This window comes from Methanococcus maripaludis, from assembly GCF_013760955.1.
In the GTDB taxonomy this organism is placed as follows: domain Archaea; phylum AGJL01; class Methanococci; order Methanococcales; family Methanococcaceae; genus Methanococcus; species Methanococcus maripaludis_A.
The window spans coordinates 59,075-78,807 of record NZ_JACDUL010000003.1; the positions used below are offsets into that span (position 1 = coordinate 59,075).

20 protein-coding genes and 1 tRNA gene are annotated in these 19,733 nt (G+C 33.6%); 12 read left to right on the forward strand and 9 right to left on the reverse strand.

Annotation, left to right across the window (positions count from 1 at the left end; translation table 11 throughout):
- Positions 1-9: 9 nt before the first annotated feature.
- From HNP90_RS05610 to eno, 8 genes are all read right to left on the reverse strand, one after another.
- A complete protein-coding gene (locus tag HNP90_RS05610) occupies positions 10-1,095 on the reverse strand; it encodes an MJ1255/VC2487 family glycosyltransferase (protein WP_012067930.1) in 1,086 nt (361 codons plus the stop codon).
- 286 nt (positions 1,096-1,381) lie between these two features.
- Positions 1,382-2,740, reverse strand: a complete 1,359-nt coding sequence (locus HNP90_RS05615; protein ID WP_012067929.1) for a DUF7343 domain-containing protein — start codon at positions 2,738-2,740, stop codon at positions 1,382-1,384.
- A gap of 19 nt (positions 2,741-2,759) precedes the next feature.
- Positions 2,760-3,698 (reverse strand): methionine synthase, encoded by a 939-nt coding sequence (locus HNP90_RS05620; RefSeq protein WP_012067928.1) that lies wholly within the window; start codon positions 3,696-3,698, stop codon positions 2,760-2,762.
- 36 nt (positions 3,699-3,734) lie between these two features.
- A complete protein-coding gene (locus HNP90_RS05625) occupies positions 3,735-4,388 on the reverse strand; it encodes a DUF5612 domain-containing protein (protein ID WP_012067927.1) in 654 nt (217 codons plus the stop codon).
- 9 nt (positions 4,389-4,397) lie between these two features.
- Positions 4,398-5,255, reverse strand: a complete 858-nt coding sequence (locus tag HNP90_RS05630; protein ID WP_012067926.1) for a zinc metalloprotease HtpX — start codon at positions 5,253-5,255, stop codon at positions 4,398-4,400.
- A gap of 10 nt (positions 5,256-5,265) precedes the next feature.
- Complete coding sequence (locus tag HNP90_RS05635; RefSeq protein WP_012067925.1) at positions 5,266-6,138, reverse strand: pantoate kinase; 873 nt, start codon at positions 6,136-6,138, stop codon at positions 5,266-5,268.
- Positions 6,139-6,179: 41 nt separating this feature from the next.
- Positions 6,180-8,858, reverse strand: coding sequence for an alanine--tRNA ligase (gene alaS, locus HNP90_RS05640; protein ID WP_012067924.1), 2,679 nt, complete (start codon positions 8,856-8,858; stop codon positions 6,180-6,182).
- Positions 8,859-9,048: 190 nt separating this feature from the next.
- Positions 9,049-10,341: a phosphopyruvate hydratase gene (eno, locus tag HNP90_RS05645; protein WP_012067923.1), complete on the reverse strand. Its 1,293-nt coding sequence runs from the start codon at positions 10,339-10,341 to the stop codon at positions 9,049-9,051.
- A 243-nt stretch (positions 10,342-10,584) separates the two neighbouring features.
- On the opposite strand from eno, the gene HNP90_RS05650 reads away from it, so the two are divergent.
- From HNP90_RS05650 to HNP90_RS05685, 8 genes are all read left to right on the forward strand, one after another.
- Positions 10,585-10,863, forward strand: a complete 279-nt coding sequence (locus tag HNP90_RS05650) for a hypothetical protein (RefSeq protein ID WP_012067922.1) — start codon at positions 10,585-10,587, stop codon at positions 10,861-10,863.
- 16 nt (positions 10,864-10,879) lie between these two features.
- Complete coding sequence (locus HNP90_RS05655; RefSeq protein ID WP_012067921.1) at positions 10,880-11,614, forward strand: uroporphyrinogen-III synthase; 735 nt, start codon at positions 10,880-10,882, stop codon at positions 11,612-11,614.
- Between the two features lie 58 nt (positions 11,615-11,672).
- On the forward strand, positions 11,673-12,188 hold the full coding sequence (locus HNP90_RS05660) for a metallophosphoesterase (protein WP_012067920.1): 516 nt from the start codon (positions 11,673-11,675) through the stop codon (positions 12,186-12,188).
- 190 nt (positions 12,189-12,378) lie between these two features.
- Positions 12,379-13,713 carry a phosphoribosylamine--glycine ligase gene (gene purD, locus HNP90_RS05665; RefSeq protein WP_012067919.1) on the forward strand — a complete coding sequence of 445 codons (1,335 nt, stop codon included), beginning with the start codon at positions 12,379-12,381 and terminating at the stop codon, positions 13,711-13,713.
- Positions 13,714-13,810: 97 nt separating this feature from the next.
- Positions 13,811-14,959 carry a pyridoxal-phosphate-dependent aminotransferase family protein gene (locus HNP90_RS05670; RefSeq protein WP_012067918.1) on the forward strand — a complete coding sequence of 383 codons (1,149 nt, stop codon included), beginning with the start codon at positions 13,811-13,813 and terminating at the stop codon, positions 14,957-14,959.
- A gap of 67 nt (positions 14,960-15,026) precedes the next feature.
- A complete protein-coding gene (yjjX, locus tag HNP90_RS05675; RefSeq protein WP_012067917.1) occupies positions 15,027-15,686 on the forward strand; it encodes an inosine/xanthosine triphosphatase in 660 nt (219 codons plus the stop codon).
- A gap of 86 nt (positions 15,687-15,772) precedes the next feature.
- On the forward strand, positions 15,773-15,937 hold the full coding sequence (locus HNP90_RS05680; RefSeq protein ID WP_012067916.1) for a 4Fe-4S binding protein: 165 nt from the start codon (positions 15,773-15,775) through the stop codon (positions 15,935-15,937).
- Positions 15,938-15,939: 2 nt separating this feature from the next.
- A complete protein-coding gene (locus HNP90_RS05685; RefSeq protein ID WP_012067915.1) occupies positions 15,940-17,112 on the forward strand; it encodes an NAD(P)/FAD-dependent oxidoreductase in 1,173 nt (390 codons plus the stop codon).
- Between the two features lies 1 nt (position 17,113).
- Here the strand turns inward: HNP90_RS05685 and HNP90_RS05690 are convergent, their stop codons facing one another.
- Positions 17,114-17,755: a S24/S26 family peptidase gene (locus HNP90_RS05690; protein WP_012067914.1), complete on the reverse strand. Its 642-nt coding sequence runs from the start codon at positions 17,753-17,755 to the stop codon at positions 17,114-17,116.
- Between the two features lie 187 nt (positions 17,756-17,942).
- Between HNP90_RS05690 and HNP90_RS05695 the strand changes: the two genes are divergently transcribed.
- The 4 genes from HNP90_RS05695 to HNP90_RS05710 all read left to right on the forward strand — a co-directional run bounded on the left by HNP90_RS05695 (position 17,943) and on the right by HNP90_RS05710 (position 19,698).
- Complete coding sequence (locus tag HNP90_RS05695) at positions 17,943-18,146, forward strand: histone family protein (RefSeq protein ID WP_011170330.1); 204 nt, start codon at positions 17,943-17,945, stop codon at positions 18,144-18,146.
- 245 nt (positions 18,147-18,391) lie between these two features.
- Positions 18,392-19,069 carry a UMP kinase gene (gene pyrH / locus HNP90_RS05700; RefSeq protein ID WP_012067913.1) on the forward strand — a complete coding sequence of 226 codons (678 nt, stop codon included), beginning with the start codon at positions 18,392-18,394 and terminating at the stop codon, positions 19,067-19,069.
- Between the two features lie 255 nt (positions 19,070-19,324).
- On the forward strand, positions 19,325-19,507 hold the full coding sequence (locus tag HNP90_RS05705; RefSeq protein ID WP_012067912.1) for a DUF2116 family Zn-ribbon domain-containing protein: 183 nt from the start codon (positions 19,325-19,327) through the stop codon (positions 19,505-19,507).
- A gap of 112 nt (positions 19,508-19,619) precedes the next feature.
- Positions 19,620-19,698: transfer RNA gene (locus HNP90_RS05710), tRNA-Met, on the forward strand.
- The last annotated feature ends 35 nt before the right edge of the window (positions 19,699-19,733 follow it).

Consider the following 19,733-nt stretch of genomic DNA (forward strand, 5'->3'; position numbering starts at 1 on the left):
TCACTTGAATTAAAGTCCATTTTCTACAATATCCATAACCTTGTCGGTTCCACTATTTTTAAGGTAAATATTCATTAATTTTTTAGAATTTTCAAGGTATTTTGTATTTGAGGCCATTTTTTCAATTGCTTCTTCTAAATTATTGTCAACATCCCTGTAAGAAAGTGCAATTCCACAACCCATGTCAGCTATTTTTTTCGCGTTATTTTCCTGTTCTGGATGATCGAGATCAGGAATTGTTATTATTGGTTTTCCAAAACATGTCGCTTCCATCAAAGTTGAATGTCCCCCGTGGCATACAACAAAAGAACATTTTTTTATCAATTCATCCATATTCGTTGTTATTGGAATTACTTCAACATTTTTAGATTTTATTTTTTCGAGTTTTTCTGCAACATCATAGCTTCCGCAAACCATCTTTACTTTTAATCCTTTTTTAGCGGAAATCTTGTTTAAAAGCTCCAATATTTTGTATCGATATTCAAAGCCACCTATGATACATAAAATATACCCTTCATCATGAATTTCTTCAGGAACTACATCATATCTAATAAGAGGGCCGATAAATGAAAGGTTTTCTAAGAGTTTTAAGTTATATTCGCATACCGTGTAGGGAAGTGGAAAATCGGGAATTATGACCTTTTCTGCAGATTTGTTGATTACATTTAATATTTCCATTACCGGATAAACAATATATTTTTCCTTTTTATCCGTTTTAGTACAGTTTTGATTGGTTATAATATAATATGGCTTTTTAAAAACCTTTGATGCTACAACTGAACTGTATTTGCAGTCCGAAATAACTAGATCCGGATCATAATCCTTTATTATTTCGACTTCTTTTTTTATTGCTCTTGCAGGGTGGTAATCGTTGTTAAATATGCTCTTTTTAACATCAAACTTACCGTCTTTTCCGGAAAGTCTAATTTCAGGATAAGTTTCAAAGACATTTCCACCAGACATTTCTACAAAGTCCTTGCTTTTGCCGTATGCTGCATATTTAACTTCATGTTTCTTTGATAATTCATTTCCAATAGCAATGCAACGAGTGGTGTGCCCAAATCCCTCACCACATATGGAAATAAGTATTTTCATAATATTTCACCTAAATACGTCCAAATAGTTATTATCGTATCATTATGTCCCTAAATAGCCTAATTTAACGTCTTAATTTCTTAAAAATGATAAAAATTGAAAAATTGGATTTTTTGGTATTTTACTAATTTAAACTCCAATATTCATTCCTTGATTGTTCGATTTCAATTTAACAATTATAGTATATTAAGAAATCCTTCATCCAAACATTAAAATTTATAATTTAAAATAGTGTTCTATGCCACATATAGTTTTCCATGTTAAAAACGATATACAAGAGGAATCATTAAATTGATCCATCTAAATCTTCTGAAATAGCAATTTTGTTGATTCTTCCTATTTTTACTTTTCTAACCATTCCTCTCTGTTCAAGATCTGAAATCATCCTTGAAACTTTAGGTTTAGTAAGTCCCGTTATGTCAACAATTTCTTTTTGAGAAATGGATCCATGTTCTCTAATTAATTCAATTAATCCTTTTTCATCGTCGGTTAGAATATTCATCAATGTTTCACTTTTATGGGACTCGTAATCCCCGATTCTACCCATCAATTCCAAAATATAATCTTCTTTTTCTTCCAAAATTTCATTCAATTCCGTAATTTTTATTTTGAGTTCTTCAGATAATTTTTTGTAAGAACTTAGATTTTTAATTTCTGAATCTTTTGAAATTACTTCTTCCTTTAATTTTGCAAAATTTTCAAGTTGAGCTTTGAACTCCATGATTTTCTCTTTTAATTCAGATATTTTTGATTCATATTCAGTTAACGTGTTCTTTGATAAATCCAATTCTTTTAAAACGTGGTCGTTTAATTCTTCCAATCTTCGAATTTCTTTATTTTTATTCTGTAAATTGAGTTGTGATATTTCAAGCCCTTTATTTAATCCAATTATCTCGTTTTGTAGTTCATTTATCATTTTTACCTTGTTATAATTTCGGTATATAAAAAATATTAATGCAACTACGAGCACACCCAAAACAATGCTTATCGCACGATATAAATTTTCGTTATTATCTTCTGTAATTACTGGAGTTATTGCAGTCATTACATAATTTATAGTAACTTCAAAATATTTCTCATCGGAAGTTAATTCCTTTTCCCATTCTACAAATATACTCTTACCGTTCGTTCCAACCGTGTAATCCCTTGGATTTATACTCAAAACATCTTTTACTGGAGAAACTATTGCCGCTCCCTCGGGAAGCTGCACTGAAACTTTGAAATTTGAATCATACGCTGGAACTATGATATATACCTGTTTTTTTCCACTAAGATCGGAAACCTGGCCGTTAAAACTGATCGATAAATCACCGCTCTGCCAAGCACCTATTGGTTCATCCAATTTTACATTAACTTCAGTCACACCTGCATCATTTGTAGTTATCGAATAAGAATCAATTCCTTTTGAAGAATTAAACGTTAAATCTGAAGTTTCTTGGGGAATACTGTAGCTGATATCGTATAAATCGTCTGAATTATTGTTGTAAATTTTCAAATCTATTATTTCGTAAAAATTATCGTTTTGATCTATCGTGTATTGGACGGAATACTCATCAAACCTGTATGAATCAACCGTACTTATCGAACAAAAAATTAATGCAATTATTAGATATATTCTGTAATTAGTTGAAATCGGCTTTGACATCGTATCTTACCCTAAAAGCTTAAATTAAATCTCTTTCAATCTCATTTGCTGCAATTACCATATTATTTAATTTTGAGTATGCAACATCTAGTGGAAGTAACCTCATACCGCAGTCTGGGTCAATTATGACAGAATCATTTAGTGAATTCCCAAATTTAGAATTATTCTTTAATATTTCTATTCCTTCACTTATTAATGCTTTTACTTCGTCGACAGAATCTATAGATTTAAGTTTGGTGTTTATGCACCCAAAACCAACTTTTTTCGTGATTTCATTTAATATTTCAAGATTTTTTTTGCACGATGCAAATTCGTGGTCCAAAATATCAACATTAAATTCATTTAATTTGTAAAATATTTTTGAAACGTCCCCACAAACATGCATTGCAACAGGAACATTTATTCCAAAAGTAAGGATATCCATTGCTTTTTTTGCAACTTCAAGATCGTATAATCCAGTTGAAAGAATTGGCTCGTCAAACTGAATCATTTTTACATGATTTTGAATCGAGAGTGCTTCCTTGTTTAAAGCCTTTGCTAAATCGTAAATTAAATTTTCATCCTTGTTGTCAGCATAATAATTTTCAACACGAATAGATGAAGCTAACGTACATGCTCCTGTTATTATTCCTTTTACTCCTTTTTCAGAGTCTTTCTTTGAAATATATTTTAGAGAATATCTTATGTCGTTTAAAGTGATTGGTTTTACAAATTCAACCCGATTTACAACTCGTCTGCCTTCAAAACCATACATGTTTGACACAAATATTTCAACCATATCGCCCCTGACCTGGCCGTCACTTAAAATGTCAATTCCTGCATTTAATTGATCGTCTAAAGCCCGTTTTATTGAATTTTCGTATTCGTCATACTTTCCAAAAAATTTCTTAAGTTTATCAGATATAGAATCAGGCTGCCCCTTAACTACGGGATAACTACCAACAACAGTTTTTATCATAAAATCACCTAAAAAGAATAAAAAAATAATATAAAATTAAAGTATTCTTCCGCGAACCTTATTTATGTCAAACTTAGCAGTATCTGCAACAGTCATTACTGCAATAACTCCTGCCTGTAATGGATCGGTTACAATCAAATCTGCAATCGTTGGAAGGCTCCCAAACATGTTCAAACAGATTACCGGGATGTTTGTATCTTTTTTTACTTCTTCAACAGCTTTTGTAATTTCTCCACCCATTAAAGAACCTGCCAAAACCAAAACTCCGGCTCTTGGAAGTGTTTTTATTGCTAAAATAGCATCTGCAAGATTTTCTTCCCCAACAACTGCCATTGTATCAACACTTATTCGCTCCCCACGAATATTGTGCCTGTCAGCTTCGCTTATTGCACCTAACGCAACTTGCGATACTTGTGCTCCGCCACCAAATATCAAAACTCTCTTACCAAATATCTTTTTCATGGTTTTGTGAATTTCAACCTTTTTTACAAATTCTAATTTTTCAAGTTTTTCGACCAGATTTTCCTCGTCTTCGACTCCATCAAGTTCCATGTATATTAAACCAGTATTATCTCCAATAATAAACTGCTGAGTGTACACTATGTTTGCATTTAATTCCGAAATTATTCCTGTTAACCTGTAAAGTATACCTACACGGTCTTCCGCAATTACAGTAAGTCCAAGCTGCATTGAATCGCCTTATCTTAAATATTTAGGATTGCTTGCCATTTCCATCAGTCTTTTTACACGTTCTTCTGTTGAAGGGTGTGTTGAAAATAACCTTGCAACGTTTCCTGCTTTAAAAGGATTTATAATAAACATGTGCGCGGTTGCAGGGCTTCCATTTTTTAAAGGATGGTATTTAACCCCTTTTTCAAGTTTTGTGAGTGCATTTGCAAGGTAAATCGGGTTTGAATACTTTGCACCACTCTCATCAGCAGTAAATTCATTCTGCCTTGAAACTGCAAATTGAATAACCATTGCTGCAATTGGCGCCAAAATTACGAAAAGCAATGATGCAACAATCTGCATTGGATTTCCATCGTCATCCCTTCCGTATCCAAATAACATTCCCCATTGCAAGAAATTTGCAATATACATTATTGCTCCAGCCATTGTTGCAACTATCGTTCCAATCAAAATATCTCTGTGCTTTATGTGTCCAATTTCATGTGCTAAAACTCCTTCGAGTTCCTGCTCATTTAAAAGTTGTAGTATTCCAGTAGTAACTGCAACTACACCATTTTTAGGACTTCTTCCTGTTGCAAACGCATTTGGAGTATCAGTATTAATTATTGCAACTTTTGGTTTTTGAATATTTGCCCTGTTTGCTATTGATTCAACAATTCTGTGTAAATTTGGTGCTTCGCTTTCTTCCACCATTTTTGCACCGTAACTTGCCAAAACTATTTTGTCGCTATAAAAATAGCTTATTAAATTTGGAATTAGTGCTAAAAGTATCGCAAATATTGGGGGGAATCCAAGCATAAAGCAAATTCCGTAAATCATTCCTGTTAAAAGTGCCATCAATAAAAGAACTTTTACTGTAGACATCATGTTTACACCTTTATTTGTAAATTTTACAAACTATTGGATTGGATAAAATTGAAACTGCATCGTTTAATTCTTCTTCTTTACATATGCAAAATATCGCATTTCCAAGCATTGCTTGAGAAGCTCCCGCAGTAAATCTTAAATCGTCACATATTTCGATTATTTCATCAGATGCAAGGCCTGTGTTTTTTGCAAAGTAGTAGGACAATTCCATGAAATTTTCAAGAGTTGGTTTTTCCAACAATTTTCCAAGTAATTCATCTGAAGTATTGTTTATTTTTTCAATCCATGATGGATCATTAATTACTGTATCGGTTTCCTTTTTGCCAAATATATCTACCAAAATATTGTATTCGTCCATATTTTTAATATCAACACTTTCGACACCGATTGGAAATCCTGGGCTCTTTCGAATAACAAAACCTTTTGTGTGCTGTGCAATAACATCACCAAGGCCAGTATTACAACGAACTTCTGCTTTGTGAGCAATTTCTACGATTTCGGGCACATCCAATTCATAATTATTATTTAAATTACTTCTATCAATATCGTTTTGCAGGTTCTTAAAGTTGTATGTTGAACTCAGTTCGTATGCCGCACCAAGCGCACAGCATCCTGACGTCCCCATACCGCATCCAAGCGGAAAATCGGAAGTATAAATTATATCGTGATTTAATTCGTTTTTTAGTCCCAAATATTTTATGACATCGTTTGATGGGCATAAATCTATTTTTTCGTCGTTAAAATAAACTTTTCCAGAACCTTCAACCAGTTTTGTGGATACGCCCCGGTTTAGAGTAATTCCTGCGCCAGTTGATCCGGTCTTTAGTAAATTTTCGTGTCTAGTTATTTTGAAAAAACCTGTAATATGAGAGGGTATGAACATTTTAGCACCTAATATTTATCAAAAACAGAAAAGAAATAAAATTATTTATTTAAAATCTGGATTATTTTTTCCGTGATTTGTTCCTTGTTTTCAGAATATTTTCCTTGAGCGAGGTTATCTTTACCCCCGCCTTTTCCAATATTTCTAATTAATTCTTTCATGCTTAATTCAACGTTTTCTCCCCTTTTACATAAGAGGTAGTCGTTTTCATTCATTAAAACTATGAGTTTATTTCCAACTGCAAGGTTGTCTGCAATTGACATCAATTCGTTTGGAGTTCCGCTGACCTGTTCAACTAAAACTTCGTAATTTCCGTATTTTTCGAATTTATCGGCAAGCTCGTATTTAACAAGTTCACCAACTTTTTTCTGGAGTTCTTCAATTGTTTTTTTCTGTTCTTTCCATTCTTCAAAGAATCTTTTAACAGTTTTTGGAAGCTGGTCATTAGGAATTCCCAAAATTTCAGCAGAATCTATTAAAGTATCTTCCAGAACTGCAATTTCTGAAACTGAACCCATTCCTGTCGAATATTCGAGTCTTTCGACACCATCCTGTATTCTTTCGGTTTTCAAAACTTTGATGTAACCAATTTCTGAAGTGTTGCTGCAGTGAGTTCCACCACATGCTTCAACGTCAGTTCCTTCAATTTCGATAATTCTTAAAGTATCTCCCGGAACTACACCGCCCTGGTAGATCGTGAAGCCGTATTTTTGTTCTGCATCGTTTCTATCCATAAAAGTGGAGTTTACAGGCATTTTTGAAAGAACAATTTCGTTTGCAATTCTTTCGATTTCTTTTACCTGTTCTCTTGAAATTCTCTCGTAGTGAGTTATATCCAATCTTCCTTTTTCAGTATCAACGTTTGAACCAGTCTGCCATATGTGTTTTCCAAGAACTCTTGTTGCTGCAGCATTTATTACGTGCGTTGCAGTGTGGTTTCTCATTAATTTAAGCCTGTTTTCCCAGTTTACAGTACCTTTTACAATGTCGCCTTCTTTGAATTTCGAAATGTCGGAAACTTTGTGGAATACTATTCCGTTCTTTTTCTGAACGTCGATAACTTCGATTCCATTTATTTGACCAATATCGTACTTTTGACCCCCGCCTTCAGCGTAGAATAGAGTTTTATCAAGTACAACGTATTTTTCAACTGTTTTCAAGACTTTAGCTTCAAATTCTACTTGAGTTGGATGTTTGAAGAATAAAAGTTCGGTTTCTGAAACTTCAACTTCGGGAAGTTCTTTTTTCGTTGAAACTACTTCTTCAGGTTTTTCTTCCTCGTGTCTTTCTGCAACAATCGTGTAGAAATTGTCTGGAACTGTAATTGCGATAGTTTTCTTTCCTTTTTTATTTAATTCATCAACTACATCTTTTACAATTTCTGGAGGAAGCCCGTTACTATCATATAATTCGATTAAATCGTCAAGCGTGATTTCTGACTTTGAAGCAGCCATTCTCTCAACAATCCCCCTACCACGGTTTACGGTTTGTATGTACTTTTTCTCTTCGGAATCCAAAACATCCATGATATATTCTTTCATTTCGCTTAATTCAGGATAAATTTCCTTCATGTTTTCAAGCTGCATTGATATTATATCTTTTATAGACATCGAGATTCCGATTTTTTCCATGTATCTCAATGTCTTTCTAAGTACCAATCTTGCAAGATATCCTTCTTTTACGTTTGAAGGTACAATTCCATCCCCAAACATGAATGAAAGACATCTAGTGTGGTCTGCAATAGCATAGATGTATTCAAGCGGGCTTATTAATTTATCAAGTTCATCTACATCCATTCCGATTTTTTCAGCAACTTTTTGCCTTAGAACTCTTAAATCACCGACATTTTCAATATCCATAAGTCCAGCGAGAGTTGCACTCTCAGCCATTATTTTTTCATCTACTCCAGGAATTCCGGCATCTTCTTTTAACTTTTCAATTACTTCTGAAAATAAAGATTCGTAAACTGTTGGAGTCCCCTGAGAAGCCCAAGCAAATCTTTCGATTCCGTATCCTGTATCAACGATTTTTAGGGGGATTTCTTCGTATTCGCTTCCAACTTTCTTGTACTGCATGAAAACAAGTGTTGCGAGTTCAACACCGTGTGTTATAACTTCGTAGCAAGGTCCTGCGTTTCCACCGCCTTCCCACCAGCTCTCGATGAATGTAATTGTTTTTCCGTCGATTCCGAGTCTATTCATTAATTCAAAACAGTATTCAACAGTTTTATCCGTCCAGTACTTGTAATCGTCTTTTGAGTTGAATGCGTGGTGTGCACCCATTGTAAAGCATGTTAAGTGTCTTCCTGTCCGTCCAACATTATCAATATCGTTAAGCCTGATGCATGGCTGTGCAATTACTAACGGATTTTTTACAGGTTTTACGAGCCCATTTGTAACCCATGGCTGAAATACTGCAATTGATGCAATAGTTAAAAGAATATCATCTCTCCATCTTTTTGCAACTACAGGAGATCTTTTTACAGGGCTGTGTCCCTTTTCAGCAAAAAAGTTTGTAAATTCCCTTACCATTTCGTTGTAAGTATATTTTTTACGGGTTATTGGACTTCCTATGAAGGAATATTCGTCACAAGGACTGTCCCCACAGGTAGTTCTATCTTTATCGAGTGTCCAGAACCACTGGTTACATTCTGTACACTGCTTTCTTTCAAAACCTAATTCATCAAAAAGTTTTACTCTATAATCGTGATTAATCTCCATTACAAACCACCAATCCGGCAATAATTGACATTATTGATAATGATTTTAAAATAATATGTATTTTTTGTTTTTATTCTTTGCCCAGTGATATTCATAAATTAAGATATATAAAAATATAAAATTAAATTAAAATTTGATAAATCTATTGAGAAAAATTACGAATTTAAAATGAAAATATTAAAAAATAGAATTAAAATGGAACTTTGAAGTCTTTTCCAGCATATTTTGAAATCTGGAGTTCTTCTTCGATTCTGATTAACTGGTTGTATTTTGCAGTTCTTTCTCCTCTTGCAGGAGCGCCAGTTTTAATTTGGCCTGCGTTTAGTGCAACTGCGAGATCTGCAATTGTTGAGTCTTCTGATTCCCCACTTCTGTGTGAAACAACCAGACTGTAACCATTTCTAAATGCCATGTTTGCAGCGTCAATTGATTCTGAAAGTGTTCCAATCTGATTTACTTTCAAAAGAAGTGAATTTGCAGCACCCATTTCAATTCCTTTTTTGAGTCTTTTCGTGTTTGTAACAAACAAATCGTCACCAACAATCTGAATTCCTTTCAACTCTTGAGTAGCTATCTTAAATCCTTCGAAATCTTCTTCAAACAATGGATCTTCTATTGAAACGATTGGGTACTGTGCAACCATTTCTTTGTAAATATCGATTAATTTATCCGTTGAAACTTTTTCTCCTGCAACGATATATGAACCGGATTTTTCATCGTAAAACTCACTTGCTGCAGAGTCGAGTGTGAATACAATTTCATCCTCATATCCTGCTCGTTTAACTCCTTCTAAAAGTAATGCGAGAGCTTCATCGATTGTTTTTACAGGAGGTGCAAATCCACCTTCATCACCGATGTTTACAGCATCTTTTCCATATTTTTCAGCAACCACTTTTTTCAAAGATTGGTATGTTTCAGCACACATTCTTACAGCTTCTGCAAAGGAATCTGCGCCAACAGGCATTATCATGAATTCTTGGAAGTCTAGCGCGTTTCCCGCATGCTGGCCACCATTTAATACGTTCATCATTGGAGCAGGCATTACATATGCGTTGCAACCGCCAATGTATTTGTAAAGAGGAAGTGATGCAGTGTCAGCAGCTGCTTTTGCAACTGCAAGTGAAACTGCTAAAATTGCATTTGCACCCAAATTTCCTTTATTTTCAGTTCCATCCAAATTTAACATTATTTGGTCAATTAATCTCTGGTTTCTTGCATCTTCACCAATTAATTCCTGTGCAATAATGTCATTTACATTTGAAACTGCATTTAATACGCTTTTTCCACCGTATTTTTCAGTCGCGTCCCTTAATTCAACTGCTTCAAAAGTTCCTGTTGAAGCACCGCTTGGAACTATTGTATGTCCGTATCCGCCACCCGCAGTTAAAACTTCAGCTTCTACAGTAGGGTTTCCCCTTGAATCGAGTACCTGTCTTGCTTTTATTTCGTATATATCAAACGAATCGTCCATGTTTCTTAGCAAAATCTCACCTCTGGTAAATTTCCACATTATTAAAGTTTAAAAAAGATAAATGCCGTTAAAAACTACAATAATGATATTGTTTTAAGAAATATATAGTTTTCCCATGAGTAATCCTATTGTAAAAAGCCAAGATTAAGTTTAAAAAATCCGCTAGCATTCCCCATTCGAAAAATCAATAAAAAAAGTTATTTATAATTAAAAAAATAAAATTAGAATGATTCTTAAAAGTAAAAAGATGATATTATGAAAGGAACTGGCAATCTAATTACCGTTGACGACAAAACTATCGTAAATTCCATGGAAAGAGTCTTTAAAGAAGAACTTGAGGATATGGAAAGAGATTTGAAACTATTGTATGAAAAATATGAAGTGAAAAATAGCAAACTACTTGCGGATAAAGTTTCTGCAGGTATCTACATGGGTGAAGAAATTTTAAGGGATTTAGAAGACATGGAATATTTTGAAGAAAATATTGAAAAATTAAGGGCATACTTAAGAGATTTGAATATGAAAAAGATTTAATCGATTTTGGTGTCGTATGAAAGTTGTAATTACAAGACCACTTGAAAAGGGTAAAGATTTTTCCAGAATGCTTGAAGATGCAGGTTTTGAAACTGTAGTTATTCCCACACTTGAACTGGTTTTTAAAAAAGCTGAAATAAACCTTGAAAAGTATTCCTGGATAGTTTTTACAAGTCCGAGGGGAATTGAAGGTTTTTTTAAGAATTTAATTTCAAAAGATATTGAAAAAGTTTTAACTAAAAAAATAGGTGCAATAGGAATTGAAACTGCAAAAGAATTTGAAAAAATCTTTGAAAAACCTGTTGATGTTATTCCAGAATTATATACTGCAGAACATTTGCTTGAAGCACTTAAAAAAGAAGTTAAAACTGGTGAAAAAGTACTTGTTCCAACAACACCCTCAACTAGAGATGTCTTAAAAGAAGGGTTAAATGCAGACTTAATCTTTGTTTACAGCTCTGAAGAACCAGAAAATATATCTGAAAAATTAGAAGAACTTGAAAAACAGGTTGTTTCTGAAAATAAAAATAATAAAAAAGTAATTTTGACATTTACAAGTGGACTTACTGCAAAAAACTTCTTTAAGCACTGCACTCCAGAATTTTTAGAAGTTTTAAAAGAACAGTATATAATATCAATTGGCCCGATAACCAAGAAAAACGTTGATTCGTTTGGATTTGATTCTTTGATGCCTGAAAAAAATTATACTGTTGAGGGAATGCTTTCCATAATTAAAGCTTTAAATATCTGATTTTCTATTTTATATTTTGTTTTATTGTTTAACTATCTTGTTGATACTGGTGAGTTATATGAAAATTGGAATAATGTCTGATACACACGACCATTTAGCAAACATTAGAAAGGCTATCGCTGTTTTTAACGACGAAAAAGTCGATATGGTTATTCACTGTGGTGATTTCGTATCATTGTTTGTAGTAAAAGAGTTTGAAAACTTAAACTCGAAAATCGTTGGAGTTTTAGGAAACAACGACGGTGAAAAAACCCTGTTAAAAGAATGGTTGAAGGAAATCGATTCAGATAATGAACTTGAACAGTATGTAAGTTTTGAAACTGACGGGCATAAATTTTTCGTTCTTCATGGAACGCATGCGCCAATTCTCGAATCAGTGATAAAGTCAAAAGAGTACGATGTAGTAATTCATGGGCACACTCACGAAAGACAGTTTGAAGAAATCGATGGTGTTTTGGTTATCAACCCTGGAGAATGCTGTGGATACCTAACAGGAAAACCGACAGTTGCAATATTGAATACAAAAGACAAAGAATATCAGGAAATCGATTTAGACGAAGTTTCTGAGATTTAAACTATTTTTAAATACATTTTTAATATTTATTTTTCCCATTTTTCATTTTAATCATGGATAATTTATTTATTGTAATAGTGCAAAGAAAAAACTGAATAAATCATTTCCATTTTCAAAAATTAAAAATACTAACAGCAATATATATCTTTAAAATGTTTTTTTAACTAATATAATCGAAATGGTGGTTTGTATGAAAGTTTTACTTATTGGTGGAGGGGCTAGAGAGCACGCAATTGCAATGGCCCTTAAAAAAAACGAACTCGTGGAACTCTATACTTTGATGAAAAATAAAAATCCCGGGATATATGCACTCTCTGAAGAAGTGTCATTTAACAGTGAAACCGATGTTCCTGCAATAAAAGAGTTTGCGGAAAAAATTAAACCTGAAATTGCAGTAATTGGTCCAGAATCACCGCTTGGAGTTGGAGCTGCTGATTTACTTGAAGAAATGGGTATTCCAACAGTGGGCCCAAAAAAACTTCCTGCACAGATTGAAACAAGCAAAGAATTCATGAGAAACTTATTTAAAAAATATGAAATCGATGGTTCTTTGAAATACGCTGCATTTAACGAATATGGAAATGAAATTGAATCATTTATCGATGAAATGACTTCGTTAGGAAAAGATGTTGTTGTAAAACCAGCGGGACTTACTGGCGGTAAAGGAGTAAAAGTCGTTGGCGAACAGTTAAAAGATAATGATGAAGCAAAAATCTACGCTAAAGAAGTATTCGATAAAAGTATTGGTGGCGGAAAAATAATTATCGAAGAAAAACTTGTTGGTGTTGAATTTACACTTCACGGCTTTGTAGATGGCGAAAATATTACATTTATGCCTGCAGTTCAGGATCACCCTCATGCATACAATAATGATGAAGGGCCGATCACGGGAGGAATGGGTTCATACTCCTGTCCAAACCACGGATTACCATTTATATCTGAAGACATGCTCGATAGAGCAGAAAAAATAATGGAAAAAACTGTCAATTCAATTAATTTAGAAGTTGGCCCATACAAAGGATTTTTATACGGCCAATTCATGTTAACTGCAGACGGCCCAAAAATTATTGAATATAACGCAAGATTTGGAGATCCAGAAGCAATGAACTTGCTACCAATATTAAAAACAGACTTTTTAGATGTTTGTTTTGCAATTGCAGAAGGAAAACTTGACAAAATGAATATTGAATTTGAAAACAAAGCAACAGTTTGTAAATACGTTGTTCCAAATGGTTACCCAATAGACCCAGTAAAAAACAAAGAATTGGCAGTTGCTGAAAAAGCAATTGAAGATGCTGGCGCAATATTGTTCTATGCTTCAATTAACGAAGAAAACGGAAAATTATACATTACGGGCTCAAGGAGTGCTGCCGTTGTTGGAATTTCAGAAAATATCGAAGAAGCTGAAAAAATCGCTCAAAAAGCAATTGAAAACTTTAAAGGCGAAGTATACTACAGAAGCGACATTGGAACTCTTGATTTAATCAAAAAAAGGATAGAAAGAGTAAAAAAGCTTGCTAAATAATATTAAAAATCATGATAATATATAAATAATAGAAATATATATCAGATTTCATCAATATTATTGAATTTAGTAAAAACAAGTTAAATAGAGGGATTTAATGAAACAGATGGATACTGAAAAACTGTTAATGATTCCGGGCCCTACAATGGTTCCAAGCCGGGTTTTGAACACCATGGCATTGCCAATTATCGGCCACAGGACAAAAGACTTTGGAGATTTGACTGAAGATACAGTCGACAAAATGAAAGAAGTCTTCCAAACTAAAAACGATACATACATCATTACCGGTTCAGGTACTGCTGTAATGGACATGGCTATTTCAAATACCCTTGATAAAGGCGACAAAGTAATAAACATTACAAACGGAAACTTTGGAGAAAGATTCTACAAAATTGCATCAGTTTATAAAGCAGATGCTATAAAATACGAACCTGAATGGGGAGATTTAGCGGACCCTAAAAAATTAAAAGAATTACTCGAAGAAAACGAAGATGTAAAAGCAGTAACTGTAGTTCACAACGAAACTTCGACTGGTGCTAAAAACCCAATAGAAGATCTTGGAAACGTTGTAAAAGACTTTGACGCAATTTACATTGTAGATACAATATCATCACTTGGTGGAGATTACGTAGATGTAGATAAGTTCAACATCGATATCTGTGTTACAGGTTCACAAAAATGTATTGCTGCACCGCCAGGACTTGCTGCCATTACAGTAGGTGAAAAAGCATGGGATGTTGTCTCAAAAACGGAAACCAAATCATTCTACCTTGATTTAAACGCATACAAAAAATCATGGGACGGTAAAAAAGAAACACCGTACACACCATCTGTTTCATTAACTTACGCAATGAACGAAGCTCTTGAAATGGTACTTGAAGAAGGACTTGAAAACAGAGTTAAAAGACATGAATTACTTGCTAGAGCTACAAGAGCTGGTTTAGAAGCTATGGGACTTAAATTATTCGCAAAAGAAAGAGCTCAGTCAGTAACTGTTACTTCAGCATACTACCCTGAAGGAATTGATGACAAAAAATTCAGAGGGCTCCTTGCAGAGAAATACAACATCAGAGTTGCTGGCGGACAGTCACACCTAACTGGAAAAATATTCAGAGTTGGACATATGGGTTCAGCTAAAGAATACCAGGTTTTAGGAACATTAGCTGCTATCGAACTTGCATTTAAAGAATTGGGCTACAATGCAGAAGGCGGAGTTGCTGCTGCAAAAAAAGTCCTTTCAAACTAAATCATAATCTTTTTTAACCATTATTTTCATTTTTTAAATATCAAAGTAATTTATTTTTGGTGAGTTAATGTTTGAATCGAAATTTTGCGATATTTGCGGTAAACCTGCAAAAACATATCGATTTGGAAGTTTACTCTGCGATAATCCAGAATGCTTAGGAAGGGCACAAAAACTTCGTGGAGGACCTGCAGGGCATAAATTAAGAGTTGTTTCTATTGGAAGCATAAATCCAGTCAAAGTTTCTGCGGTAGAAAAAGCTCTTGAAAAAACGGTTGGAAATATGCTTGTAACTCCAGTGGATACTGAAAGTGGAGTATCAAATCAACCAATCGGATTTGAAGAAACTTTTGAGGGCGCATACAATCGGGCAAAAAGTGCTTTTGAAAAAGTAAATTCAGTTTATGGAATTGGAATTGAAGCAGGAATGGTTGAAATCGGAGAAAAAAAACTAGATATACATATTTGTGTTGTTTATAATGGGATTGATTACAGTGTTGGAACTTCTCAAGCTTTTCAAATTCCAAAAGAAATTTCTGAAAAACTAAATGAAGGTTTTGAATGCGGTAAAGTTGCAGAAGCGACTTATGGAATAAAAGATATTGGAAAAAAGAATGGGCTTATCGGGGTTCTCACGGATGATAACATTTTAAGAGAAGAGTTGTGTATAAATTCAGTTGTAATGGCTATGATTCCAAAGTATAGAAGAAATTCAGAAATAAGGTTTTAAATAGGATTACTGCTACAATCTAATGAGGATAATTTTTATAGGATGATTTTAATTTGTATAATAATTCTAATGGTAAAAGTGATACGATGAAAGTGAATTACAGTAAATGTGGCTACTGTGGTGCATGCGTTGGAGTATGTAAAAGTATGGCAATAGAATTAATTGAAAACAAATTATACATTGATGATAAAAAATGCAATAAATGTACATTGTGTATGATTGTATGTCCCTTAAATGCGTTGGAGGAATAATTATGAGGGCTTTAAACGATAGCTATGATGTAGTTGTAGTTGGTGCAGGGCCTGCGGGAAGTATGGCTTCTTATAACGCATCGAAAAATGGGGCAAAAACACTATTAATTGAAAAATCTCAGGAAATCGGAACGCCAGTAAGGTGCGCTGAAGCAGTTCCTAGAATTGAAGAATTTGGAATTAATCCTGATCCCTCATTTATTAAATCATATATTAAAGGAGGATACTTAATAGCTCCAAACGGTAAAAAAGTAGTCGTAAAAGGCGGAAAAACGGACGGCTACGTTGTTGAAAGAAAAGTATTTGACAAATACCTTGCAATAAGAAGTGGACAGGCTGGAACACAGATTGCAGTTAAAAGTAGAGTTACAGGAATTGAAAAAACAGATGATGGATACAACGTATTTGTAAACTACCTTGGAGATGAATACGTCGTTAAATCAAAAATTGTAATTGCTGCAGATGGTGTTGAAAGCAACATTGCAGAATATGCAGGATTAAAATCAAAGAAAAATCCTAAAGAAATCTGTTCATGTGCAGAATACGAAATGACCAATGTACAATTATTAGACAATGAAATGATGGAATTCTACTTTGGAGATATATGTCCTAAAGGATACATCTGGTTATTCCCAAAAGGAGATACTGTAAACGTGGGTATCGGGGTTATCGATAGTAAAAAAAGAGCAATTGATTATTTAGATGAATTTTTAAGCAACCCCTTAGTTGAAGGAAGGCTCGATAATGCAGTTCCTGTTGAATTTAAAGTTGGCGGTGACCCCGTAGGTGGCCCAATTGAAAAAACAGTTGATGATAACATCATAGTTGTAGGGGACGCTGCAGGACACGTTAGCCCACTTACAGGTGGTGGAATAGGCCTTTCAATGGATTGTGGTTTGATGGCAGGAGAAGTTGCTGCACAAAGTATCAAAGCAGAAAACTATTCAGAAGAGTTCTTGAGTCTTTACGAAAAAAGATGGAAAGAAAAATACTACAAACCATTGATGAAGGATTTAAAATACAAAAATATACTTCAAAAATTAAGTGATGATGAATTGAATGCGATTGCTGATTCAATCCCTGAAAATTTAGAAGAAGTTGATGTTGGAAAGCTTGCGGTAAAAATAGTTGCAAAAGCTCCATCATTACTAAGGTATTTTAAAGAATTACTTTAAATTAATATCTTTTTTGTTTTAGTTGATTTTTCGCGTTTTTCTCATTTCTGTAGTCATAATACATCCAGATTACAAATAATATTACAAAAATAATCAGATGTTCTTTTAGGAGTATTGAAATGTTTCCAAGGTACGGAATTATAAATGGTTCCCTATCTAAATTAATTACTCGCTGCTTAACTTGTTCTGCACGAATCAGTTCTGGATCGTAAGTCGGGTTATTGTCCCCTTTTGTAATATAATACTTGTTTCCATCAGAATCCGTCCACGTATCAATTACCCTGTGAATTACAGGAGTTGTTGGTGAGAATCCTGAAAGTATCGGGAAATTATAGATCATACTTTCCCTAGAATTTACTTCATAGTAATCTAGTGTTCGTCCATTTATTGATAAGTCTTGATTTAGTATTTTATTTTCACCCGCATTTGTCCAGTGGGCGCTGTAAACAATTATATCGCCAACAGATACATTTTCGGGTTCAAACTCGAATAATGCGTTTTCCACAACTACAAAATCGCCCCTCGTCATCACTGGAACCATGCTGTCTGAGACCACAACATTGACATGTGTCCACACAATAAGAAAGACGAATAAAAATACCGTCCATTCAAGAATATTTTTATTATTGATGGTACCACCCAAACTGTAATTTCATTTTAAGATTTTTAAATTCTTAATAATATTATACGTAAGCTAATATAAATTACATTGTGGTTTTGGGTTGAGTCATGATTTCATATTGGTATAGGCTTGTCATCTGTGGTTTTTTCCGAAAGATTTATATATTTAGTTTTCCAAAATTAAAACTGTAAAAGATTGAGGTGATTTTATGGCAGAACTACCAGTTGCACCAGTAGTAAGAATATTAAAAAAAGCAGGTGCTGAAAGAGTAAGTGAAGATGCAGCAAAAATGTTTGTTGAGGCATTAGAAGAAATCGCAATGGACATCGCTAAAGAAGCAGCAGATTTATCCAAACATGCTGGAAGAAAAACTGTTAAAGTTGAAGACATTAAAATGGCTTTAAAAATGTAATTACCCTTTAAGGGAAAATTGCAAGTTTAAAATGCTACTGATAATGTAATTACTCGATATCAATCAAAATCTTTGATTTTGTGATTCAATCTTACAGTTATCAATTATCTTTATTGTTACTTTTTTATTTCTTTTTTTTGAATTAAGTTTTAACTAAAATTTTATATAATAAAGGATTATACTATTTAGGATAATTTAGAGTTATTATTTTTTGAAAACTTACAAAATATAACTGAGGTTACTTCATGGACGTAGTTTTTGCACTTGGAGGGTCAGTATTGATGCCCAAAGAAGGGGCGTCAACTGAAAACATTCAAAATTATGCACAAGCATTCAAAAAATTAAAAGAAATGGGCCATAGGGTTTCTGTTGTTGTTGGTGGTGGAAATACTGCAAGGCAATACATATCAGTTGCGCGAGAATTTACAAATGAATCTTTTTGTGATGAAATCGGAATCCTTGCAACACGAATGAACAGCATGTTATTAATTTCAGCACTTGGAAAAGATGCAGTAAAACAGGTTCCTGAAAATTTCAAAGATGCTGAACTTATATTAAATATGGATAAAATACTTGTAATGGGCGGAACTCATCCTGCACACACAACAGATGCAGTTTCAGCAACTCTCGCAGAATTTATCGATGCGGATTTACTCGTTATTGCAACAAATGTTGATGGAGTATATACAAAGGATCCAAGATGCAATGAAGATGCAGTAAAACTTGATAAAATAAATACAAAAGAACTTTTAGAAATTACTGGTTCAAATTCAATGAGTGCAGGATCATCAGGAGTAGTTGATCCATTAGCATCAAAAATTATTGATAGGGCAAAATTAAAAACAATTGTTATAAAAGGAATCCCTGAAGAAATTTTAGCATCAATTTCTGGAAATCATAACGGAACTACCATTACGCCCTAAACCCTTTTTTCTTGAAAAGAAAAAAGCCTTTTTTGCAAAATTAAATTTTGCAAAATATCAGAAAGCTCTGCTTTCTGTCTATGATGGGAAAAAAGAAGAAATAACTAATATTTTAAAAAACATTCTGAAAATAGAAAAAAGCCTTTTTGCAAAATATCAGAAAGCTTTGCTTTCTGCCTATGATGGGAAAAGAAAGATTTTTAAGTATTTATTTAAAACTTTCAAAAAATCAGAATTTTAAATTGGTGATATAAAATGGAAAAACACAAACACTGTGTAAATTGTGGATTATCAATCCCTCCAGAAGAATCATTCTGTTCACAAAAATGTAAAGAAGAATTTGTTCAAAAAAGAAAAAAAATGATGAGAAGTCAGCAAATATTCTTTGTTGCGATGCTCGTTATCTTAGCAGTTTACGCATACACCACATTTTTCTAATAAAAAGGCATTCTTTAAAAATTTTTTAAATATTTAACCCATAAGTTTAAATACTACGGTCAATATGTTTATGTGTTAGCAAAGTGTTAGTCAAAAGCTAATGTGTAATTGAAGCGAGGTAGGGTAGCCAGGCCTATCCCGCCGGGCTCATAACCCGGAGATCAGAAGTTCAAATCTTCTCCTCGCTACCATTTTTTAATTCGATTGTGAAAATAAAAATTCGCGT

Coding starts and splice junctions, on each gene's coding strand:
- HNP90_RS05650 (WP_012067922.1), top strand. CDS start 10,585: ATGAAAGGAACTGGCAATCTAATTACCGTTGACGACAAAACTATCGTA.
- HNP90_RS05670 (WP_012067918.1), top strand. CDS start 13,811: ATGAAACAGATGGATACTGAAAAACTGTTAATGATTCCGGGCCCTACA.
- HNP90_RS05620 (WP_012067928.1), bottom strand. CDS start 3,698: ATGATAAAAACTGTTGTTGGTAGTTATCCCGTAGTTAAGGGGCAGCCT.
- HNP90_RS05680 (WP_012067916.1), top strand. CDS start 15,773: ATGAAAGTGAATTACAGTAAATGTGGCTACTGTGGTGCATGCGTTGGA.
- HNP90_RS05705 (WP_012067912.1), top strand. CDS start 19,325: ATGGAAAAACACAAACACTGTGTAAATTGTGGATTATCAATCCCTCCA.
- yjjX (WP_012067917.1), top strand. CDS start 15,027: ATGTTTGAATCGAAATTTTGCGATATTTGCGGTAAACCTGCAAAAACA.
- HNP90_RS05630 (WP_012067926.1), bottom strand. CDS start 5,255: ATGATGTCTACAGTAAAAGTTCTTTTATTGATGGCACTTTTAACAGGA.
- HNP90_RS05685 (WP_012067915.1), top strand. CDS start 15,940: ATGAGGGCTTTAAACGATAGCTATGATGTAGTTGTAGTTGGTGCAGGG.
- HNP90_RS05655 (WP_012067921.1), top strand. CDS start 10,880: ATGAAAGTTGTAATTACAAGACCACTTGAAAAGGGTAAAGATTTTTCC.
- HNP90_RS05610 (WP_012067930.1), bottom strand. CDS start 1,095: ATGAAAATACTTATTTCCATATGTGGTGAGGGATTTGGGCACACCACT.
- purD (WP_012067919.1), top strand. CDS start 12,379: ATGAAAGTTTTACTTATTGGTGGAGGGGCTAGAGAGCACGCAATTGCA.
- HNP90_RS05695 (WP_011170330.1), top strand. CDS start 17,943: ATGGCAGAACTACCAGTTGCACCAGTAGTAAGAATATTAAAAAAAGCA.
- HNP90_RS05625 (WP_012067927.1), bottom strand. CDS start 4,388: ATGCAGCTTGGACTTACTGTAATTGCGGAAGACCGTGTAGGTATACTT.
- alaS (WP_012067924.1), bottom strand. CDS start 8,858: ATGGAGATTAATCACGATTATAGAGTAAAACTTTTTGATGAATTAGGT.
- HNP90_RS05635 (WP_012067925.1), bottom strand. CDS start 6,138: ATGTTCATACCCTCTCATATTACAGGTTTTTTCAAAATAACTAGACAC.
- HNP90_RS05660 (WP_012067920.1), top strand. CDS start 11,673: ATGAAAATTGGAATAATGTCTGATACACACGACCATTTAGCAAACATT.
- pyrH (WP_012067913.1), top strand. CDS start 18,392: ATGGACGTAGTTTTTGCACTTGGAGGGTCAGTATTGATGCCCAAAGAA.
- HNP90_RS05615 (WP_012067929.1), bottom strand. CDS start 2,740: ATGTCAAAGCCGATTTCAACTAATTACAGAATATATCTAATAATTGCA.